This is a genomic window from Mesorhizobium sp. M7A.F.Ca.US.005.03.2.1 (genome assembly GCF_003997795.1).
Lineage (GTDB): Bacteria > Pseudomonadota > Alphaproteobacteria > Rhizobiales > Rhizobiaceae > Mesorhizobium > Mesorhizobium ciceri.
The window spans coordinates 1-815 of the sequence record NZ_RZRP01001426.1 but is presented as its reverse complement, the minus strand read 5'-3'; the positions used below and the strand labels follow the sequence as shown (position 1 = coordinate 815).

The window sequence follows — 815 nt, the reverse complement described above, 5'->3', positions numbered from 1 at the left end:
GAATGAGCGCAGCGTCGAAGCAGCCGATCTCCCCCCTTGAGGGGGAGATGTCCGGCAGGACAGAGGGGGGCGCCGTAGGGCGCAAAATCAGCCAAAGGTGTCATCAATCGCCCTCGTCCTCGTAGCCCACCAGGTGCAGCGGCCGCGCCGCGATGCCTTTGAGCTCGCACCAGCGGACCAGCGCCTCCTCGCGGCCATGCGTCACCCAGACCTCTTCGGCTCCGGTCTCCTTGATGGTGGCGGTCAGCTCATCCCAGTCGGCATGGTCCGAGATGATCAGCGGCAGTTCGACGCCGCCCTGCTTGGCGCGCTGGCGGATACGCATCCAGCCTGACGCAAAGCACGAGATCGGATCGGGAAACCGCCGCGCCCAGCGATCCGCGAAGGCCGAAGGCGGGCCGACGACGATGGCGCCGGCAAAATCATCCTTGCCGCCGCTTTCGACGGTCGCCGGTTCGAGGGTGCCGAGATCGATGCCTTGGCTCTGGTAGTACTCACTGAGCTTGGCCAGCGCGCCATGGATGTAGAGCGGCCTGTCGTAGCCGGCGTCGCGCAACAGCCGCATCACCCGTTGCGCCTTGCCCAGCGCATAGGCGCCGACCAGATGCGAGCGTTCGGGGAACTGCGCGGCCGATTTCAGCAGGCGGGCGATTTCTTCGGTGTCGGGGGGATGGCGAAACACCGGCAGGCCGAACGTCGCTTCGGTGATGAACACATCGCACGGGATCGGCTCGAATGGCGCGCAGGTCGCGTCCCTCTGCCGCTTGTAGTCGCCGGAAGCGACGATGCGCGTGCCCTGATGCTCGACCGCTATC

At 66.4% G+C, this 815-nt stretch carries 1 protein-coding gene; it reads right to left on the bottom strand.

Features of this window, described 5'->3' with window-relative positions; genetic code table 11:
* Positions 1–103 precede the first annotated feature (103 nt).
* The coding region (locus tag EN991_RS38260) for a ligase-associated DNA damage response exonuclease (RefSeq protein WP_127370631.1) at positions 104–815 on the bottom strand (712 nt) is incomplete at its 5' end.